Here is a 15,097-nt window from a genome sequence, read left to right on the forward strand (position 1 = left end):
TACATGACACAAACATATAACTGGCGTACAGCCGATATAATACGGGAAACCAATGATACCGTCACCATTGTTTTTGATACACAGGGCATTCCTTTTCATTACGACCCCGGACAGTTTATCAATGTAACCATTCCGGTAAACGGGGTGCCGGTGACCCGGTCGTATACGATCAGTTCCTTACCGGATGCAGGAGAATCTCCTGCGATTACCGTAAAGAAAGTAGATGGTGGATTAATGAGCAGCTTTATCGTAGATAAAGCTGCTGCTGTGCATACCTGGGAGGTAGATGGGCCCTACGGGGCTTTTGTGTTGCCGCCTGATGCCCATACAATACAGCACCTGGTTTTACTGGCCGGCGGCAGTGGCATTACGCCTTTGTATGTACTGGCCCGTGCTTTTGTACATCGTTTCCCGGCGGCAGCCATCACACTGATTTATTCCAGCCGGAATGCCGATGCGATTATTTTTAAACAGCGACTGGAAGATTGGGCGGCACAACATCCGGATCAGGTACATATTCATCATGCGTTGTCCCGTGCATCCGCTACCGCTAATAACAGCAATGTTACTTTCAGCAACGGCCGGATTAATAAGCTGATTGCTAAACGATGGATAACACGTATCCCGGCAACAGATACCCGTTACTTTATCTGCGGCCCTGCCGCCCTGATGCAACAACACCAGGATATGCTGACTACCTGGGACGTACCGGCGCAGCATTTGCACCTGGAATGGTTTGCACCGGATGAAACGCCCACAACAAAGGAATTGCCAACGGCCATGCAGGAAGTGTTGCTGCATTTATATGAACAATCCAACCTGATTGAAGTACAGGGTGGACAAACCATTTTGGCGGCTGCCCTGGAAGACCGGATACCGCTGCCTTATTCCTGTAGAAACGGTACCTGCGGCCGTTGTGCCGCCAAGGTTACTTCCGGCGTAGTGACGATGGAACGTAATTATGCCCTGGGCGAAAATGAACTGGCGGAAGGATGGGTATTGCTGTGTCAGAGCTATCCGGTTAGCAGTGATGTAACGGTGGAAATTGAATAGTAATTATATAAAAGTATGTGGCAATTGTATAACGGAGAAGGTTTACAGGCGTCGTAATTTTACAGTATCAATGATACATGTAAATAACTTTTAAAAGAGATAGAAATGGAAACCGTTCAGTTTAAAACAAACATTAAATGTGCAGGATGCATCGCTACAGTAACGCCGGTATTAAACGAACTGGCAGGCCAGGAAAACTGGGAAGTAGACCTGCAAAGCCCGGACAAGGTATTAACCGTTTCAACAGATAAGACAGACAAAGATGTCATCAGACAAGCTTTGGAAAAGGTAGGCTATAAGGCAGATGTGTTAGGATAAAAGCTGTGATGAAAAAAACAGGAATTACATATAGTACCGCCGTGTGGTGAGTGTTGACGAAAAAGAGCCGTACTATAGGTAATTCCTACTGGTAAAAAGGTAGTCATCTCCTTAAAATATAAAAGAAACACAAAATTATATAACAGCTGATCTGCAAACGACCATTACATTTGTTAGCGATGAAAAAAATACTCACCCTGATATTAGCCATCTTTTACGCGGTATCTTCCACAGGTGCCACTTTCGATATGCATTACTGCATGGGAAAGCTGGTGCATGTAAAACTGTGGGGGCCTGATGCCGGTAAACAATGCGCCAGGTGTGGGTATAATGCTTCCCGTAATGATAATGTATGCCGCAAAAAATGCTGCCGGGATGTACACAAAACAGTAAAGCTGGAAAAAGACCAGCAGGCTGCTGAACGCACCGTACATTTTACCTCACTGCCGGCTATTCCGGTGGTGATAGCATATCCCGAACTGCCACAGATACAGCTGCTGTCACAGGCTGTATCTCATCCCGTATCCCATGCGCCGCCTCACAGTGGCAAAGTGCCGCCGCATATATGGCATTGTACCTTCCGTATCTGATCCTTACTCCCCTTGCGCAAATGCGCCTATAGCTACTGCACTGCCAGTATGCTTTACTTCACAGCATTCCGCTGTATTTAATACTTTTTTATTTATTCATCAGTTACCGGCGCCAGACAGGTGAACCGTGTAATCCGCTCCGGCTATTGTATGGCCAATGACGTATGTGCATGACTGTTAGTTATAACCGTGCATGTGTGGCGGGCTTGTATTGCCGGAGATAAACGATCATTATTCCACTTTTAAAATATCATATCATGAAAAAAATATTTTCTTTTTTTATCGCTGCCCTTTCTCTCTTCAGTGTATCCCGTGTATTGGCTCAAACGCCGCAGACAGATAGCTTCAAAGTTGCAGGCAACTGTAATATGTGTAAAAAACGGATCGAGAAAGCTGCAACAGCCATACCAGGCGTGAAACAAGCCGTATGGGATGTAAATACTAAAATGATGACGGTTACCTATGATGCTGCAAAAACAGCACCGGCTGCCGTACAGAAACAAGTGGCTGCTGCGGGGCACGATACCGAAAAAGCCAAAGCAGCGGATGCTGTATACAGCCAGTTACCCGGTTGCTGCCGGTATGACCGCAATGGTGGCGACACACCTGCTGCGCACCCACACCACTAAGGAATCAACAGGTGGCAGACAGCCACCGTATGCATAGGATCTATAGCCGGTGCAGTACCACTACTGCACCGGTATTTGAAAAGCACAGATATGGTACATCGTATTATTGAATGGTCACTACGCAACCGGTTTATTGTACTGGTGTTGTCAGCAGTATTGTTTGCGTGGGGGATTTTTGCGGTAAAGAAAAATCCGATAGATGCCATTCCCGACTTATCGGAAAATCAGGTCATCGTATTTACAGAATGGATGGGCCGTGGCCCGCAGTTGATAGAAGACCAGGTTACCTATCCGCTGGTAACCAATTTACAGGGCCTGCCCAAAATCAAATATGTACGCGGTAATTCCATGTTCGGTATGAGTTTTATCTATGTCATCTTTCAGGATGATGTGGATGTTTACTGGGCACGGGAACGGGTATTGGAAAGATTAAGTACTGTGTCGCGTACCCTGCCTGCCGGCGTAACGCCGCAACTGGGACCGGATGGTACTGGCGTAGGCCACATCTTATGGTACACCCTGGATGCACCGGGTATGGACCTCGGTGAGCAACGGGCATTGCAGGACTGGTATATCAAATTTGCCCTGCAGAATGTAGCCGGCGTAAGTGAAATAGCTTCCTTCGGCGGCTTTCAGAAACAATACCAGATTACGGTAGATCCCAACAAACTGCTTTACTATCGCCTGTCGGTAGCAGACGTGATCAACGCTGTACGCACCAATAACAACGAATCCGGCGGTAGAAAATTTGAGCTGAGTGACATTGGATATATCATCAAAACTTCCGGTTATTTAAAATCCATCAGTGAGATAGAAAATATTCCGGTAAAAACACAGAACAGTATTCCTATCCGGGTGGCGGATGTGGCAGCCGTGCAGATGACCGGCGAAACCCGCCTCGGCATATTTGACCAGGATGGAGAAGGAGAGCGTGTAGGCGGTATCGTGGTGATGCGCTATGGAGAAAATGCGGCGGAAGTGATTGAAAAAGTAAAAGCCAGAATGAAAGAAGTGGCGAAAGGCATGCCGGAGAAAGTAAAGTTTGATATCGTATACGACCGGGGAGACCTGATCCGTGAATCGGTAGAATCCATCAAAGGTACGCTGATAGAGGAAATGATAGTAGTGTCGGTAGTGGTGATTATTTTCCTTTTCCACTGGCGCAGCGCCCTGAGTATTATCATACAGATTCCGATTACCCTGGCAGCCAGCTTTATTCTGCTGAATGCGTTCGGAATTTCTTCCAACATTATGTCACTGACAGGTATCGCGCTGGCGATCGGTGTGATTGTGGACAATGGTATCATCATGAGTGAAAATGCCTATAAACATCTGGCCGAACGATATGCCGGATGGGAGGAGCAACAAAAAAATAAGCAACTATGAACTGGCTGAAAAATATATTCAAAAAATCACCGCAGTGGATCAGTGAGGAAGAACGGCTACGGGTGATCGGCGACTCCAGCAAACAGGTATCCCGTGGTGTATTTTTTGCCACCGTGATCATCATCACTTCCTTTTTACCGGTATTTATGCTCACCGGACAGGAAGGGAAACTGTTTCACCCGCTCGCCTATACGAAAACATTTATCATGATCGTGGATGCGCTGCTGGTGATTACCCTGGCGCCGGTACTGATTTCCTTTTTTATGAAAGGTAAATTCCGGCCGGATCATGCGAACCCGGTCAACCGTTTCCTGGAAAGGATATATGAACCTGTGATCAAAGGGGTACTGAAATGGCGCAAAACCACCATCGCCATCAATGTGATTGCACTGGTGGTGACAATCCCTTTGCTGAAAAGCCTGGGCAGTGAGTTTATGCCGCCGCTGGATGAACAAAGCGTATTATTTATGCCGGTAACGTTACCGGATATCTCCAATGCAGAAGCCAAACGGATTTTACAGGTACAGGATAAAATCATTAAATCAGTACCGGAGGTAGAGAAGGTACTGGGGAAAGCCGGTCGCGCTAATACCGCTACCGATAACTCGCCCATCAGCATGATTGAAACCATCATTATGCTGAAGCCTACATCACAATGGAGAGAAGGTAAAACCAAGAAAGATATTATCGATGAACTGGACGCCAAATTACAGATTCCGGGTGTGGTAAACGGATGGACGCAACCCATCATCAACCGGATCAATATGCTGGCAACGGGTATTCGTACAGACGTGGGCGTGAAGGTATATGGTCAGAACCTGGATACTATTGCAGCGGTATCAGAACGGGTACGTAAGGCCCTGGAAGGTACCGCCGGCGTGATGGACCTGTACGTGGAACCGGTTACCGGCGGTAAATACCTGGATATATCCGTGCGCCGGGGAGAACTGGCCCGCTACGGATTGAGTGTAGACGATATCAATCAGACCGTAGAAACCGCCCTGGGTGGTGCGCCGGTAGGAAATACCATCGAAGGCCGCCAGCGTTTCTCCATCAGCGTACGACTGGCACAGGATTACCGCAACAGCGTAGAGCAGATCAAGCGCATGCCGGTGATGTCTGCCGCGATGGGAGAGGTGCCTTTATCAGCCGTAGCAGATGTAAAGTTTGTGGATGGCCCGCCGATGATTACGTCTGAAAATGCCATGCTGCGGGGCGCTGTATTATTCAATGTACGCGGTCGCGACCTGGGTAGTACCGTAAAAGATGCGATCGATAAAATGAATGCGGCGCAAGGCATCCTGCCACAAGGTTATTACCTGGAGTGGAGCGGGCAATACGAAAACCTGATCCGCGGTCAGCAAACCCTGTTGTGGATTGCGCCGGTAGTACTCACCATCATTTTCTTCTCGCTGTATTTCGCTTTCCATTCTATCCGCGAAGCATTCCTGAGTCTGATCACAGTGCCTTTTGCCCTGATTGGCGGCGCCTACATGATATACTTCTGGGGGGTGAACCTCTCAGTAGCCGTGGCAGTAGGTTTTATTGCCCTCTTTGGTATCGCCGTGGAAACGGGGATTGTGATGGTGATATACCTCAATGATGCGATGCAGCAGCTGGTGAAACAAAAAGGCAACAGCGCCGCTACCATTACCCGGGAAGACCTGCGGGTGCAGGTGATTTACGGCGCCGCGCGCCGACTGCGTCCTAAACTGATGACGGTGTGTGTATCGTTGTTCGGACTGGTACCGGTGTTATGGGCCAGCGGAGTAGGTACCGATGTGATGAAGCCCATTGTGTTGCCGATGATTGGCGGGGTATTGACCTCCTCCACACATATTCTGCTGGTAACACCACTGATCTTCTTGATGACGAAAGAATATGAATTACGCAAGTACGGAAAATTAGAGATCCATGAAGTACATCACTAAATATATCATGGGATTGCTGTTTTGTGTGCCGGTACAACTATGGGCGCAACAGGCGCCGGTAATACCGCTGGACAGCATCCTGCAACGGATAGACCGCAACAACATCCTGCTGCAGTCTTACGGACTAAAGGCCGAAAGCTACAAATACAGTGCAGATGCTGCCACCGCCTGGATGGCGCCGATGGTAGGGGCGGGAACTTTTATGACGCCTTATCCCGGCCAAACCATCATGGATGAAAAAGATAAAGGCAGCATCATGCTGCAGCTGGAACAGGACATTCCCAATCCTGCCAAACTACGGGCTAAAAAGCAATTCATTGCCTCGCAGGGGAATGTAGAACTGGCTACCCGCGGCATCACCGGCAATGAACTGAAAGCACAGGCAAAGCGCCTGTATTTCAACTGGCTGGTGGCACGGCAACGGATACACGTACTGCAGGAGAATGAAAAAATCATGGTGATGATGAAGCAGATCGAAGAAGTACGGTATCCCTATAACCAGTCGCAGCTGAGCGGTGTATACAAGGCCACGGCCAAAATAGAAGAGAACCGGAACATGATCCGGATGCAGGAAGGCACCATTGCCAAAGCACGGTCGTGGCTCAACAGCCTGATGAATGTACCCGGCAACCAGGCTTTTGATATTGACACCACTTACCGGCCGGTATTTGAAGCGGCGCCTTCCTATGATACGGCTGCGCTGGCGGCGGTACGGCAAGATGTGTGGAAGATGAACGAAAGCATTCGTTCCATGCAGCTGAATGTAGTGAGTATGAAGCAGGATAAGAAGCCGGATTTTAAAGTGCGTTTTGATCATATGTCGCCGCTGGGTGGCATGATGCCAAAGGCTTTCAGCGCCATGGGAATGGTGAGTATACCCATTGTGCCCTGGGCATCGAAGATGTACCGCTCCGGTATTAAATCCATGGAATACAATGTACAGGCAATGGAGAAAGAGCGGGCGGCGATGCTGCAGGAAACACAGGGAATGTTGTACGGTATGCAGTATGAAATACAATCTATGCAGCAACGTATTACAGCCATGGAAAGTAAAATTATTCCGGCGCTGCAACATACACTGGATGCCGGTTTCCTGAACTATCAGGAAAATAAGCTGGCCATCACCAATGTAATAGATGCCTGGGAAGCGCTCACTATGATGCAGTCTGGTATTCTGGATGAAAAATTGAAACTCTACGAAATGATAGTGGATTATGAGAAACAGTTATATCGTTAACATCCTGCTGATACTGTTGGGCGGTATAACCGGCCTGGCAGCCTGCAAAGCCGGCAGTAATAAACATACCCCTGCATCGGAGCCGGCAGGTAAAGGTGCCGATACCGTCGTGCGGGGCGCCCATAAAGAGCAGCTACCGGATAGCAGTATTACCCGGTTGACACAGCCGGTGAATGCCCGGGTCATCGCAAGGATGCCGGTTATTTCACCGGAAGGAGGCAGCCGTATTTTTTCTTCGGTAGTAAACGGGGTCATTACCTACGATACCCGCAACCAGACCAGTATTGCCAGCCGGGTAGGCGGGCGTATTGAAAGGTTGCTGATCAAGTATAATTATCAGCCGGTACGCAAGGGCCAGCTGATTATGGAAATCTATTCGCCCGACCTGGCGGCGGCACAACGGGAACTCCTATACGTAGCTGCCAATGGCAATCAATCCGATATGCTGGCACGTGCCCGGCAACGCTTGTCGTTACTGGGAATGTCGGGCAGTGGTATCGACCAGGTATTGAAAACCCGACAGATTGTATACCGCATACCGGTATATAGTAACAGTGACGGCTATATCCTGGAGAAGAGTGCCGCTGCTTCACCTGTGGCGAGTCCTGCGGCTGCTCCGGCTGCTGCTGGCGGCGGAGATGGCATGTCGGGTATGAGTGGTGGCAGTGCACCGGCCGCTGCATCGGGTAGTGCTGCAGCGGCACCGGCAACTACGCCTGTACTGTTGCGCGAAGGGCAATATGTGAGCGCGGGGCAATCATTGTTTACCGTGTATGGCGCTACCAACCTGGTTGCAGAATTTGCTTTTCCGTCGCAACTGGCGGCGCATATCCGGCGCGGACAAAAACTCCTCTTTTATCCGGCAACAGACAATAGTCAGATGCAGGCCGGGAATATTGGTTTGATTGAACCGGTTTTCCGCAACGGACAAAACTTTATGCTGGGCAGGGTATACCTGGGACAGCACACCTTACGGCCCGGTACCCTGATCAATGCCAGCGTACCGGTAGTGTATACTACCGGCTGGTGGCTGCCTAAAAAAGCCGTGTGGCGCTTAGGCAACAAAACCATTGTATTTAAACAGGAACAGGATGTATTTATTCCGGTGGAAGTAACGTCCGGCGTGGAAGCAGAGGACTGGATACAACTCACGGATACCGTTTCCGGCGACTGGAAAGTGGCGGCCAATGCGGCTTATCTGGTAGACAGTGAAAGCTTTATCAAAACAACTCATCAAGTGCAATAATCAGCGATATGGAAAGAAAACAATTTATCAAAGCTGCAGGGTGGATGGCATTGGTGCCGGCATTGTTACTGGCTGCCTGCCAGGATACAGATAAAAAACCGGCAACGGAAGTCGCACCGGCAGCTACTTTCACCTGTCCTATGCACCCACAGATCGTACAGCATAAACCGGGTACCTGCCCTATCTGCGGCATGGACCTGGTGCCTTTCGATAAGAATAATAAAGAGCTGGCACTCACTTTAGGAGAAAGTCAGCTGGCACTGGCGAATATTACTACTACGACTATCGGGGCAGGGGTGCTCTCCAATTTTAAACAACTGAATGGACGCCTGGCTGTTGATCCGGCCAATACAGCGGTTATTTCCAGCCGGGTGGCCGGCCGTATGGAAGTGATGTATATCAAAGAAACAGGTGTAAAAGTCAGCAAAGGCCAACCATTATATAAAATTTATTCGGAGCAGCTGGCAGCACTGCAGCAGGAGTACCTGCTGGCGGCGGCACAGGTGAAACAGTTTCCGGAGGATGCCCGCTTTAAACAAATTGCGGCGGCGGCCCGTCAGAAGCTGGCCCTGTATGATCAATCACCTGCACAGATAGATCAGCTGTTGCAGTCACAAAAAGTGAATCCTTATGTGACCTATCCGGCAACAGTGAGTGGTGTGGTATCGGAGCTGTCTGCCGCAGAAGGGCAATATGTGGCAGAAGGTGGCGCTGTGATGCGGCTGGAAGGCTACCAGCAATTATGGGTGGAAGCAGATGTGTATCCGGCGGAAGCCGCAGCCGTACATACCGGACAAGTGGTGAAGGTAGTGGTGGCCGGATGGGAAAATGAACCGCAGCAGATGACCATACAGTTTATTAACCCGGCTTTGCAAAGCGGCAGTCAGCTGATGCAGTTGCGGGGAACCGTTGCGAATGCGGACAGCCGCTGGCAGCCAGGTATGCAGGCAAATATACTGTTACCGCTGAAAAGCAGCGGGGAAGCACTGAGCCTGCCGGTAGATGCCGTGATCCGGGATGGCAAAGGCACGCATGTGTGGGTGGAAAAATCCAAGGGTAAGTTTGAGCCCCGTAAGGTGACCACCGGTATGGAAAACGCGGATGCGGTAGAAATTACGTCCGGACTGGAAGCCGGGGATAAAGTAGTGATTACCGGCGCCTATTTGTTGTACAGTGAGTATATCCTGAAGAAAGGTGTTAATCCGATGGCAGCAACAGGTGGTCATCAACACGGATAAGTAAACAATTTGCAGGCAAAAAAATGATAACAATGATAAAAAAATGGATGACGGGAATAGGGTTACTGCTGGTTACCTTTTTCTGGATGGCATGTGGTAACGGTAACGATAGTACGAATAATAAGGCAACGACCGACAGCGCTGCAGCTGCCCCACAGCAAGATACGGTGTCAGTTACACCGGTAGCAGGGGTGGTGTTGAAAGAAGATGCACTGAATGCCATTTATATACATTATATGCGGCTGACAGATGCCCTGACAGCTGGTGAAGTAGCCGCAGCCAGAATTGCCGGCAGTGCCATCGAAGCCGGTGCTGCCAATATACCCGGTGGCGCCGGGCTGGCCCGTACAGCCGCCGGTATTATGGCGGCAGGGGATATTGAAACACAACGAACCGCTTTTGCTGCATTGAGTGAAGATTTTATTGCGCTGGTGAAAAAGTCGGGTTTGCAACGGGGCACCCTCTATGTGGATTTTTGCCCGATGGCGATGAATGATAAAGGCGCTTACTGGCTGAGTGCCAATAAAGTCATCAGCAATCCTTATTTCGGAGCGGAGATGCTGACCTGTGGAGAAGTGAAAACAACGATTCAGTAAGTGAATGGTCTGTAAAAGACGATTGTTACGATTGCATTTTTATCTGTCAAAAAAATACAAAATGAGAACTATTATCACAGGTGTTATCACCCTCGCCACTTTCACTTTTGTTGCCTGCAACAGCAACAACAACGCTACCAGCCATGCCGGGCATGGGCATGATTCAACAGCGGCGGCAGCGCCAGCTGAAACACCTGCCGAAACGGTGAACACGGTAGCCCCGCAATTTACCAACCTGGATGCCAAGGTGGCCGCTTCCTGGAAAACAGTCGTGGATAGCTATCTGCAACTTAAAAACGGTCTGGCAGCAGATGACGATGCTGCTGCTGCAAAGGCAGGGAAAGAAATGGCTGCGGCACTGGCAAAACTGGATAAACAATTGCTGACACCGGAGCAGGCAAAAGTATATCAGGAAAATGAAGAAGACCTGTTGGAACATGCTTCACATATCGGACAAAATGCCGGTAACATTGCACATCAACGGGAACATTTTGAAACCATGAGTGAAGAGGTATATGTGCTGGTAAAAGCCTTTGGTGGCGGCCAGCCTTTGTACCAGGACTTCTGCCCGATGTATAATGATAATAAAGGCGCTTACTGGCTGAGTGAAGCAAAGGACGTGAAAAATCCTTACCAGGGTAGTAAAATGTCTGGCTGCGGTATCGTGAAAGAGATGATCAGATAAGAAGCATAGATGTATTTGTCTGGCGCCGGCCCGGTATCTTCACCGGGCCGGTTTGTATGCCTATAAAACACAGTGGTTATGCGGACCTTAAAAATTGCCTTGTCAGTTGCGGGCATACTTTTTTTGTTGATACAGCTGATCCGGCCGGAAAAAAATCAACAGGAACCTACGCCTGATCGGTTGGATAGCATACCACCGGCGGTAGCCACATTATTGAAAAATGCCTGTTATGACTGTCATAGCAACCAGACGGTATATCCCTGGTATGCGCACATTCAGCCGGCAGGATGGTTCCTGGCACATCATATCCGGGACGGAAAAGCAGCACTCAACTTTGATACTTTCCGGCAATACACCATGAAGAAACAACGGAGTAAACTGAAAAGTATGAAGACGCAGCTTACCACCGGGCAGATGCCGTTGTCATCCTACACCTGGCTGCATCCGGCGGCCACCCTTACAACGGCGCAGCGTAGCCGGATGATCCACTGGATCGATAGCCTGCTGGCCGTAAAATAACGATCAACCTAATCTCCAATTGCATTCTACCTATCTTTACCGGAAGATGCAGACGACCTGCCTCAATGGCAATAATTTTTATCATGGCTAAGAGCAAACATTATTATATCCGTCAATCACACCGTTATCTGGGCCTGCTGCTGGGCATCCAGTTTCTGCTGTGGACCATTGGCGGCCTGTATTTCAGCTGGAGCAATATGGATGAAATACATGGTGATTTTCAAAAACGGCCGGCAGCACCCTTACCGGTATCTGCTGCACTTGTTTCTCCTTCGGTACCGCTGACGCATATACGGGAACAGGGTACTGCAGATACCATCATGGCCATACAACTGATCCGGATACTGGATAAACCCTATTATCAGATCAAGGGAAAAGGGAAATCCTACCTGGCAGATGCGATTACCGGTAACCTCCGGCCTGCACTTACACAAACGGAGGCGGTGGAGGTGGCCACACAACATTTTAACGGTGCACCGGCGATTACGGCTGTGGAATACCTGACCAGCACCAACGGGCATCATGAATACCGCGAAGGCGCTTTGCCTGCCTATGCGGTTACCTTCGGGCATCGTTCCGGTACGACGGTATATGTATCGGCAGCGTTGGGAACCGTGCAGAAATTCCGGAATAATAAATGGCGGATGTTCGATTTCCTGTGGATGTTGCACACCATGGACTACCAGGGGAGAGATAACTTTGGCAATCTCTTGTTGCGGTTATTTTCCATTTTTGGACTGGTAACTGTGGTGTCCGGATTCATATTGTATGGGATGAGCTCCCGGTTATTTAAAAAACGAAAACCGCTCAAACGACCGGTTACTGCTTCATAGCAGCGTTCAGCGGGATATAGGATATAAAGGATTATTTTTTGTGCGTAATAATATACCCGCACAAAAAATAATCCTTTTTGCGTAGGGGAACTTCAAGAAATTCCCATATTCGAAAACCATTGATGGGAGAACCTCCGATATTTGTATCCTGAAAACAGCGTAGGGTTTGTGTGGAAAGTAGTATTGCCAAAGGTACTGGCAATGCCTGTATGATGTCTGATACGTAGCAGACAAGGTATCGTATAGCAGAGGTGCCGCAGCCATATCGGGTCTGTTTTGTTTCACTGTGACAGAAAGAATTTCCTTATTTGATCAATCTAAAAATAATCACTTAACAACTACAACGCATAAAAAAGGCCGCGCAGTTCGCACCTGCACGGCCACCCTCCTTGTGAAAGGGGCTTAAAACGTGGTAAACATTAAAAGCAATGCAAAATAAAGGAATTTTGTTAATGGCATGCCTATGCCTGCTAGGTAATTTCGGAATCGCTCAATCAAAACCTGTCGCAGACTTTGAAGGAATTATAAAAGATGAAAAAGGCGCGGCTATAGAAGCCGTTATATATATCCGGGAAAATGGAAAAGGTACCGTTGCTTCTTCCACTGGTGTCTTCAGTTATAAAGCCTTGCCTCCCGGACATTATACCCTCGAAATACGGGCTGTTGGTTATAAATCATTGATACAACAAATAGATCTCCCTCTTACCACTGCTACACCCCTTACTTTTCAGCTCCGGAAAAAAGAGAGCCAGTTGTCTGCCGTAACGGTATGGGGCAGAAGTGCCACCGAAGCGGTGAATAAACAATCCTATAATGTAGTGGCCATTGATGCCAAAAAACTATATAACACCACTCTGGATATCGGACAGGTAATGAACCGGGTATCCGGCGCCAGAGTACGGGAAACAGGCGGTGTAGGGTCTGACGTGAGTTTCTCCCTCAATGGGTTTACCGGTAAACAGGTGAAGTTTTTTGTGGATGGGATGCCAATGGATAATTTCGGCTCTTCTTTCCAGTTGAATAATATACCCGTAAATTTTGCAGAACGGGTGGAGATTTATAAAGGTGTAGTACCAGTATGGCTGGGTGGCGATGCACTGGGTGGTGCGGTGAATATCGTTACCAATACTACCCCGCGTACTTATCTGGATGTATCTTATTCCTATGGTTCTTTTAATACCCATAAATCGGCTATCAATGCGGGCTATACTGCCAACTCTGGTTTCACCCTGCAGCTGAATGCTTTCCAGAACTATTCCGATAATAATTATTGGGTAGATGTGGATGTAGCCAACCTGAAATCAGGTGTGAATACACCGATGCGGGTACGGCGCTTTCATGACCGGTACCGCAATGAAACAGTAGTCGCCAACGTAGGTGTGGGGAATAAGAAATGGGCAGACCAGTTATTGTTTGGCATTACACTCGGTCAGAACAAAGCAGACATACAAACCGGCAACCGGATGTATGAAGTGTTTGGTGGCAGAGAAAGAAAAGGCAATATCATTCAGCCATCTGTTAAATACACCAAAACCAACCTGTTTGTAAAAGGGCTGGACCTGCGTATCCACGGTAAATATAACCTAGGAGAAGAACGCGCAATAGATACCCTGTTCCGTCAGTATAACTGGCTGGGCGACTGGCAATATAAAGATCGGAATAACCCGGATGCCATCGGCGGAGAGTTGAGCAGAATGGATTATACATACCGCAATAACAACGGTATCGGTAATGTAAACCTGTCGTATAAAATCAACAACAAACACGCGGTTACCCTCAATGATGTGATCACTACCTTCAACCGCAAAGGACAAAATAAATTTGATCCGGATAACATTGCCAACAAACAACCCAAGAAAACCCTGAAAAATATATTAGGCCTGGGCTATCGCCTGGATCTGAATGAGAGATGGAATACCAGCGTATTTATGAAACATTATTATCAGCTCAGTGAATCCTCCGACTATATGGATGGGGTGTATTACCATAGCAGGGGTACTGTTTCCAAATTCGGATACGGACTGGCTTCTACCTACTTCCTGTTACCTGCGCTGCAAGTAAAGGCTTCCTATGAAAAAGCCTACCGCTTACCGGATAATGATGAACTGTTTGGAGATGTGGTGAACCTGACGGGCAATCCTGATCTGAAACCGGAAAGTAGTGATAATATCAACATCGGTGTCAACTACAGCTTTGCCGTACATACCGATCACCATTTTTCTGTAGATGGTAACTTCATTTTCCGTAATGCCAAAGACTATATCCGTAATCAGTTGCAGCCGGTGAGGTTTGATGGTTTTGCTGCCATGATGCCGGTGAATACCCGGGATGTAACCAACCGCGGCGTAGATGGTGAGATCCGTTATTCTTACCGGAATATCTTTACGGCAGGGGTGAATGCTACCTATCAGAATCTCCGTAATAATACCCGTATAGAACCCGGTAAAACAGAAGAAAGCGATGTGTACAGAGATCGTATTCCCAACATGCCATATTTCTTCGGTAATGCGAATGCTTCTATCAGTTTCAAAAATGTAGGCTGGAAAAATACCTTGCTGACAGTAGGTTACAACCTGTTGTATGTACGGGAGTTTTATTTAAGATGGCCAAGCAAGGGAGATAAGGATACCAAAAATATCATCCCCGAACAGCTGGCGCATGACATGAGTATTGTATATGCACTGGCCAATGGTAAATACAATATTGCCGTGGAAGGCTCCAATCTGACCGACAGAACCCTGTATGATAATTTCAGTCTGCAAAAACCAGGCCGCGCCTTCCATGTGAAATTCCGCTATTTCTTTATTAAAAATCAGGCGCACTAATTCCGTAATCA

14 protein-coding genes are annotated in these 15,097 nt (G+C 48.2%); all 14 read left to right on the top strand.

Going from position 1 to position 15,097, the window contains the following annotated elements; translation table 11 throughout:
- Positions 1-3 precede the first annotated feature (3 nt).
- The 14 genes from OL444_RS12120 to OL444_RS12185 all read left to right on the top strand — a co-directional run bounded on the left by OL444_RS12120 (position 4) and on the right by OL444_RS12185 (position 15,086).
- The gene (locus OL444_RS12120; protein ID WP_264732934.1) at positions 4-1,053 is read left to right on the top strand and encodes a ferredoxin--NADP reductase; all 1,050 of its coding nucleotides are present in this window, start codon (positions 4-6) and stop codon (positions 1,051-1,053) included.
- Positions 1,054-1,158: 105 nt separating this feature from the next.
- On the top strand, positions 1,159-1,371 hold the full coding sequence (locus tag OL444_RS12125; RefSeq protein ID WP_264732933.1) for a heavy-metal-associated domain-containing protein: 213 nt from the start codon (positions 1,159-1,161) through the stop codon (positions 1,369-1,371).
- A 179-nt stretch (positions 1,372-1,550) separates the two neighbouring features.
- Positions 1,551-1,961 (top strand): HYC_CC_PP family protein, encoded by a 411-nt coding sequence (locus tag OL444_RS12130; RefSeq protein WP_264732932.1) that lies wholly within the window; start codon positions 1,551-1,553, stop codon positions 1,959-1,961.
- A gap of 257 nt (positions 1,962-2,218) precedes the next feature.
- Positions 2,219-2,590: a heavy-metal-associated domain-containing protein gene (locus OL444_RS12135; RefSeq protein WP_264732931.1), complete on the top strand. Its 372-nt coding sequence runs from the start codon at positions 2,219-2,221 to the stop codon at positions 2,588-2,590.
- 90 nt (positions 2,591-2,680) lie between these two features.
- Positions 2,681-3,976, top strand: a complete 1,296-nt coding sequence (locus tag OL444_RS12140; protein WP_264732930.1) for an efflux RND transporter permease subunit — start codon at positions 2,681-2,683, stop codon at positions 3,974-3,976.
- Entirely contained in the window at positions 3,973-5,907 is a 1,935-nt protein-coding gene (locus OL444_RS12145; RefSeq protein WP_264732929.1) for an efflux RND transporter permease subunit, read from the top strand. Before OL444_RS12140 ends, OL444_RS12145 begins: the two co-directional genes overlap by 4 nt.
- Entirely contained in the window at positions 5,891-7,144 is a 1,254-nt protein-coding gene (locus tag OL444_RS12150; protein WP_264732928.1) for a TolC family protein, read from the top strand. The genes OL444_RS12145 and OL444_RS12150 overlap by 17 nt, the downstream gene beginning before the upstream one ends.
- Positions 7,122-8,390 (top strand): efflux RND transporter periplasmic adaptor subunit, encoded by a 1,269-nt coding sequence (locus tag OL444_RS12155; RefSeq protein ID WP_264732927.1) that lies wholly within the window; start codon positions 7,122-7,124, stop codon positions 8,388-8,390. Before OL444_RS12150 ends, OL444_RS12155 begins: the two co-directional genes overlap by 23 nt.
- Positions 8,391-8,398: 8 nt before the next feature.
- Positions 8,399-9,628: an efflux RND transporter periplasmic adaptor subunit gene (locus OL444_RS12160; RefSeq protein ID WP_264732926.1), complete on the top strand. Its 1,230-nt coding sequence runs from the start codon at positions 8,399-8,401 to the stop codon at positions 9,626-9,628.
- Positions 9,629-9,660: 32 nt separating this feature from the next.
- Positions 9,661-10,224 carry a DUF3347 domain-containing protein gene (locus tag OL444_RS12165; RefSeq protein ID WP_264732925.1) on the top strand — a complete coding sequence of 188 codons (564 nt, stop codon included), beginning with the start codon at positions 9,661-9,663 and terminating at the stop codon, positions 10,222-10,224.
- Positions 10,225-10,285: 61 nt separating this feature from the next.
- On the top strand, positions 10,286-10,909 hold the full coding sequence (locus tag OL444_RS12170) for a DUF3347 domain-containing protein (RefSeq protein WP_264732924.1): 624 nt from the start codon (positions 10,286-10,288) through the stop codon (positions 10,907-10,909).
- Positions 10,910-10,987: 78 nt separating this feature from the next.
- The gene (locus OL444_RS12175; RefSeq protein WP_264732923.1) at positions 10,988-11,428 is read left to right on the top strand and encodes a heme-binding domain-containing protein; all 441 of its coding nucleotides are present in this window, start codon (positions 10,988-10,990) and stop codon (positions 11,426-11,428) included.
- Between the two features lie 83 nt (positions 11,429-11,511).
- A complete protein-coding gene (locus OL444_RS12180; RefSeq protein ID WP_264732922.1) occupies positions 11,512-12,261 on the top strand; it encodes a PepSY domain-containing protein in 750 nt (249 codons plus the stop codon).
- A gap of 428 nt (positions 12,262-12,689) precedes the next feature.
- Positions 12,690-15,086: a TonB-dependent receptor gene (locus OL444_RS12185; protein ID WP_264732921.1), complete on the top strand. Its 2,397-nt coding sequence runs from the start codon at positions 12,690-12,692 to the stop codon at positions 15,084-15,086.
- Positions 15,087-15,097 lie beyond the last annotated feature (11 nt).

The sequence above is a fragment of the Chitinophaga nivalis genome (assembly GCF_025989125.1).
GTDB lineage: Bacteria > Bacteroidota > Bacteroidia > Chitinophagales > Chitinophagaceae > Chitinophaga > Chitinophaga nivalis.

What these genes read in the sequence shown, in the direction of transcription:
- OL444_RS12120 (WP_264732934.1), top strand. Translation starts at nt 4, where the DNA reads ATGACACAAACATATAACTGGCGTACAGCCGATATAATACGGGAAACC.
- OL444_RS12125 (WP_264732933.1), top strand. Translation starts at nt 1,159, where the DNA reads ATGGAAACCGTTCAGTTTAAAACAAACATTAAATGTGCAGGATGCATC.
- OL444_RS12130 (WP_264732932.1), top strand. Translation starts at nt 1,551, where the DNA reads ATGAAAAAAATACTCACCCTGATATTAGCCATCTTTTACGCGGTATCT.
- OL444_RS12135 (WP_264732931.1), top strand. Translation starts at nt 2,219, where the DNA reads ATGAAAAAAATATTTTCTTTTTTTATCGCTGCCCTTTCTCTCTTCAGT.
- OL444_RS12140 (WP_264732930.1), top strand. Translation starts at nt 2,681, where the DNA reads ATGGTACATCGTATTATTGAATGGTCACTACGCAACCGGTTTATTGTA.
- OL444_RS12145 (WP_264732929.1), top strand. Translation starts at nt 3,973, where the DNA reads ATGAACTGGCTGAAAAATATATTCAAAAAATCACCGCAGTGGATCAGT.
- OL444_RS12150 (WP_264732928.1), top strand. Translation starts at nt 5,891, where the DNA reads ATGAAGTACATCACTAAATATATCATGGGATTGCTGTTTTGTGTGCCG.
- OL444_RS12155 (WP_264732927.1), top strand. Translation starts at nt 7,122, where the DNA reads ATGAGAAACAGTTATATCGTTAACATCCTGCTGATACTGTTGGGCGGT.
- OL444_RS12160 (WP_264732926.1), top strand. Translation starts at nt 8,399, where the DNA reads ATGGAAAGAAAACAATTTATCAAAGCTGCAGGGTGGATGGCATTGGTG.
- OL444_RS12165 (WP_264732925.1), top strand. Translation starts at nt 9,661, where the DNA reads ATGATAAAAAAATGGATGACGGGAATAGGGTTACTGCTGGTTACCTTT.
- OL444_RS12170 (WP_264732924.1), top strand. Translation starts at nt 10,286, where the DNA reads ATGAGAACTATTATCACAGGTGTTATCACCCTCGCCACTTTCACTTTT.
- OL444_RS12175 (WP_264732923.1), top strand. Translation starts at nt 10,988, where the DNA reads ATGCGGACCTTAAAAATTGCCTTGTCAGTTGCGGGCATACTTTTTTTG.
- OL444_RS12180 (WP_264732922.1), top strand. Translation starts at nt 11,512, where the DNA reads ATGGCTAAGAGCAAACATTATTATATCCGTCAATCACACCGTTATCTG.
- OL444_RS12185 (WP_264732921.1), top strand. Translation starts at nt 12,690, where the DNA reads ATGCAAAATAAAGGAATTTTGTTAATGGCATGCCTATGCCTGCTAGGT.